The sequence below is a fragment of the Streptomyces sp. WAC05292 genome (assembly GCF_003949955.1).
Taxonomy (GTDB): Bacteria; Actinomycetota; Actinomycetes; order Streptomycetales; family Streptomycetaceae; genus Streptomyces; species Streptomyces globosus.
In genome coordinates, this window is record NZ_RPSE01000556.1 from 1 (window position 1) to 3,145 (window position 3,145).

The 3,145-nt window shown below is 74.7% G+C and carries 5 protein-coding genes; 2 read left to right on the top strand and 3 right to left on the bottom strand.

Annotated features, from left to right (window positions below):
* Window positions 1-48: 48 nt before the first annotated feature.
* The gene (locus tag EF903_RS30885; RefSeq protein ID WP_125548286.1) at window positions 49-477 is read left to right on the top strand and encodes a hypothetical protein; all 429 of its coding nucleotides are present in this window, start codon (window positions 49-51) and stop codon (window positions 475-477) included.
* Here EF903_RS30885 and EF903_RS30890 read toward each other — a convergent pair.
* A complete protein-coding gene (locus tag EF903_RS30890) occupies window positions 463-1,275 on the bottom strand; it encodes a helix-turn-helix domain-containing protein (RefSeq protein ID WP_125548287.1) in 813 nt (270 codons plus the stop codon). The genes EF903_RS30885 and EF903_RS30890 overlap by 15 nt on opposite strands.
* A 114-nt stretch (window positions 1,276-1,389) precedes the next feature.
* On the opposite strand from EF903_RS30890, the gene EF903_RS30895 reads away from it, so the two are divergent.
* Window positions 1,390-1,695, top strand: coding sequence for a 4a-hydroxytetrahydrobiopterin dehydratase (locus EF903_RS30895; RefSeq protein WP_125548288.1), 306 nt, complete (start codon window positions 1,390-1,392; stop codon window positions 1,693-1,695).
* A 62-nt stretch (window positions 1,696-1,757) separates the two neighbouring features.
* On the opposite strand, the gene EF903_RS30900 is transcribed toward EF903_RS30895, so the two are convergent.
* Window positions 1,758-2,186 (bottom strand): RICIN domain-containing protein, encoded by a 429-nt coding sequence (locus EF903_RS30900; RefSeq protein WP_125548289.1) that lies wholly within the window; start codon window positions 2,184-2,186, stop codon window positions 1,758-1,760.
* A 14-nt stretch (window positions 2,187-2,200) separates the two neighbouring features.
* Window positions 2,201-3,049, bottom strand: coding sequence for an aldo/keto reductase (locus tag EF903_RS30905; protein ID WP_125548290.1), 849 nt, complete (start codon window positions 3,047-3,049; stop codon window positions 2,201-2,203).
* Window positions 3,050-3,145: the final 96 nt, after the last annotated feature.

The following is a 3,145-nucleotide window of genomic DNA, read 5'->3' on the forward strand; positions in this document are numbered from 1 at the left end:
ACCCCGTTCCGCCCGTACACCCCGCCCCCCTCTGGAGGTTGATCCGCCGTGTCCGCAACCCTGGTCGCCGGAGTCGCCCGTACCGCGGTGCCGCAGACCGCCCTGCGCCGCTTCCTCGCCCTCGACGCCGTCGTCACCGGCGCCAACGGCCTCGCCTACGCCGCCTTCAGCGCCCCCCTCGGCCGACTGCTCGGCATCGGCGCGGACACACTGTTCGCCCTCGGCCTCTTCCTCACCGCCTACGCCGCCGGCGTCGCCTGGACGGCCTCGCGGCGCCGGCCCCCCACCGGGCCCGTCGTCCTCGTCGTCGAGGCCAACTGCGCCTGGACGGCGCTCAGCCTGGTCTCCCTGTTCCTGTGGGACGCCCCCACCGCCGCCGGGCTGGTGTGGGTCCCGGCGCAGGCGCTCACCGTCGCCGGCTTCGCCCTCCTCCAGCACCTGGCGCTGCGTGCCTGCGCCGCGTCAGACCGCCAGTGAGCGCAGGTACTCCACCGTCGCCGGGTCCGCCGGGAGCATCGTCTCGATGGCCAGCTCGGCGACGGTCACGTCCATCGGCGTGTTGAACGTCGCGATGGACGACACGAAGGACAGGACCCTCCCGTCGTGCTCGATCACCAGCGGCAGCGCGATGTACGGGACCGGCTCGCCGCCCCCCGCCGGGCCGGCGGCCCGCCCCGGCGGCACGGGGTAGGCCGCCACCTCCTCGTACAGGGCGCGCAGCACCTGCGAGCGGGACAGCGCGATCTGCCGCTCCATCTGCGCCAGCAGGTGGCCCCGCCACTCGGGCAGGTTGCGGATCCGCGGCGCCAGCCCCTCCGGGTGCAGGGTGATCCGCATCGCGTTCAGCGGCGGCACCAGGAGGTGCTCCGGCAGCCCCTCCAGCAGCATCAGGACGCCGCGGTTCGCCGCGACCACGTCGTACACCGCGTCCACGACCAGCGCCGGGTACGGCTCGTACCCCGTCAGCAGCCGCTGGAGCCCCTCCCGCAGCGTCCCCATCGCGGGGTCCTCCAGCGGCGTCTGCGCGTACTGCGGCGCGTACCCGGCCGCCAGCAGCAGCGAGTTGCGCTCGCGGACGGGCACGTCGAGGCGGTCGGCGAGCCGGAGCACCATCTCCCGGCTGGGCGCCGACCGGCCCGTCTCGATGAAGCTGATGTGCCGCGCCGAGGAGTCGGCCCGGCCGGCCAGCTCCAGCTGGCTGATGCCCCGCCGCTGCCGCCAGGTGCGCAGCAGCTCCCCCACGGTGCCGCCGCCCGCACGTGTCATGGTCGCCATGTACACGACGCTACCCCAGCGCGCCGGACCGCCGCGGAGCCTCCCTTCCCGCGCCTCCTGTGGCAACCTTGACCCCTCGTCAGGAGTCGGATCCGGCAGGGAAGGAGCACGCCGATGGCAGCAGAACCGCTTTCGCAGAAGGAGATCGAGGACCGGCTGCGGGAGCTGCCCGGCTGGGCCTTCGAGGACGGCCGCCTCCACCGCACCTACCGCCTCGGCTCGCACGTCGCGGCGGGCGCGCTCGTCGTGCACATCGCCGCCGTGCAGGACGAGCTCGACCACCACTCGGACCTCACCCTCGGCTACAACACCGTCCGCCTCTCGGTGAACACGCACAGCGCGGGCGACGCGGTCACCGAGTCCGACTTCGCGCTCGCCGAGCGCGTCGAAGCCCTGGCCCCGGCCCACGGCGCGCACTGACAGCGGGCCCGCCGCCGCGGCCCCGCCGGGCCTGCCGGGGCCGGCCCGGCCACCGCGAGCAGCTAGGCCACCGGCTCCAGCCGCCACCACTGCGCCGGCGAGTCGGTGTCCTCGCCCTGCCGGGCGCGCCCCTGCCCGTCCGCCTCCAGCGACAGCCCGCTGATGCACGCCACCAGCGACACCACCCCCGGATCGTCGAGGTGCTCCTCGACGATCCACTCCTGCGCACCGAACGCGTTCGGCCGCCACACCTGCACCCGCGCGCCGCTCTCCGTCGACGCGTTCGCCACGTCCAGCCGCCTGCCGTTGTGCACGCTCACCACGTGGACGACGCCGCCGCCGCTGTGCACCGGCGACAGCCGCCACTGCACCGCGGCCGCCGGCGCGGGCGGGCCCTGTGGCCCCACTCCCACCGCCGTGCCGCCCTCCAGCCGCAGGAGCAGCCCGCTCGCCACGTTGCGCACCCGGTACACCCCGTCCGGAACGGACAAGCGAGCCCCCCTGCTCAGATGTCGAAGACCGCCGGATCCGGCCCGATACGCCCGGCCCGCGGCCCACTGCCGAGCGCCTCCAGCCGCGCCATGTCCGCGGCGTCCAGCTCGAAGCCGAACACGTCCAGGTTCTCCCTGATCCGCGACGGCGTCACCGACTTCGGGATCGCGACGTTCCCCAGCTGGAGGTGCCAGCGCAACACTACCTGCGCCGGGGAGCGCCCGTACCGGCCGGCGACGTCCACCACCTCGGGCAGCCGCAGCAGCTCCCCGCCCTGCCCCAGCGGCGACCACGCCTCCGTGGCGATGCCCAGCCGCCCGTGCAGGGCCCGCAGCTCGGCCTGCGGGAACAGCGGGTGCAGCTCGACCTGGTTCACCGCCGGCACCAGCGTGCTGCGCTCGCCGAGCCGCTCCAGGTCCTCCGGCCGGAAGTTCGACACCCCGACGGCCCGGGCCCGCCCGCTTGCCGCGATCTCCTCGAACGCCTCCCAGATGTGCAGGAAGTCGTCGCGCATCGGGCGAGGCCAGTGGATCAGGTACAGGTCGAGGTGGTCCAGGCCCAACCGGTCCAGCGACTTCTCGAATGCCTCCAGCACCTCGGCCCGCCGCCAGGTCCGCTGCCGGCCGTTCCACAGCTTCGTCGTGACGAACACCTCCTCGCGCGGCACCCCGGCCGCCGCCAGCCCCTTCCCCGTGCCCGTCTCGTTGTCGTAGGCGGCCGCCGTGTCGATGCTGCGGTAGCCGGCCTCCAGCGCCGTCCGCACGGCGCGCTCCGCCTCGTCGTCGGGTACCTGCCAGACGCCGTAGCCCAGCCGGGGCATGGGGACGCCGTTGTTGAGGGTGATCGCGGGGATGTCGTTCACGGTGCCGTTCCTCGGGGTGGCGGGGCCGCACCGGAGCCGTATGGGCACGCCCCGGCCCGGGGGCGCCCGTACGGCCGCCCGCCCCGACGTATTCCC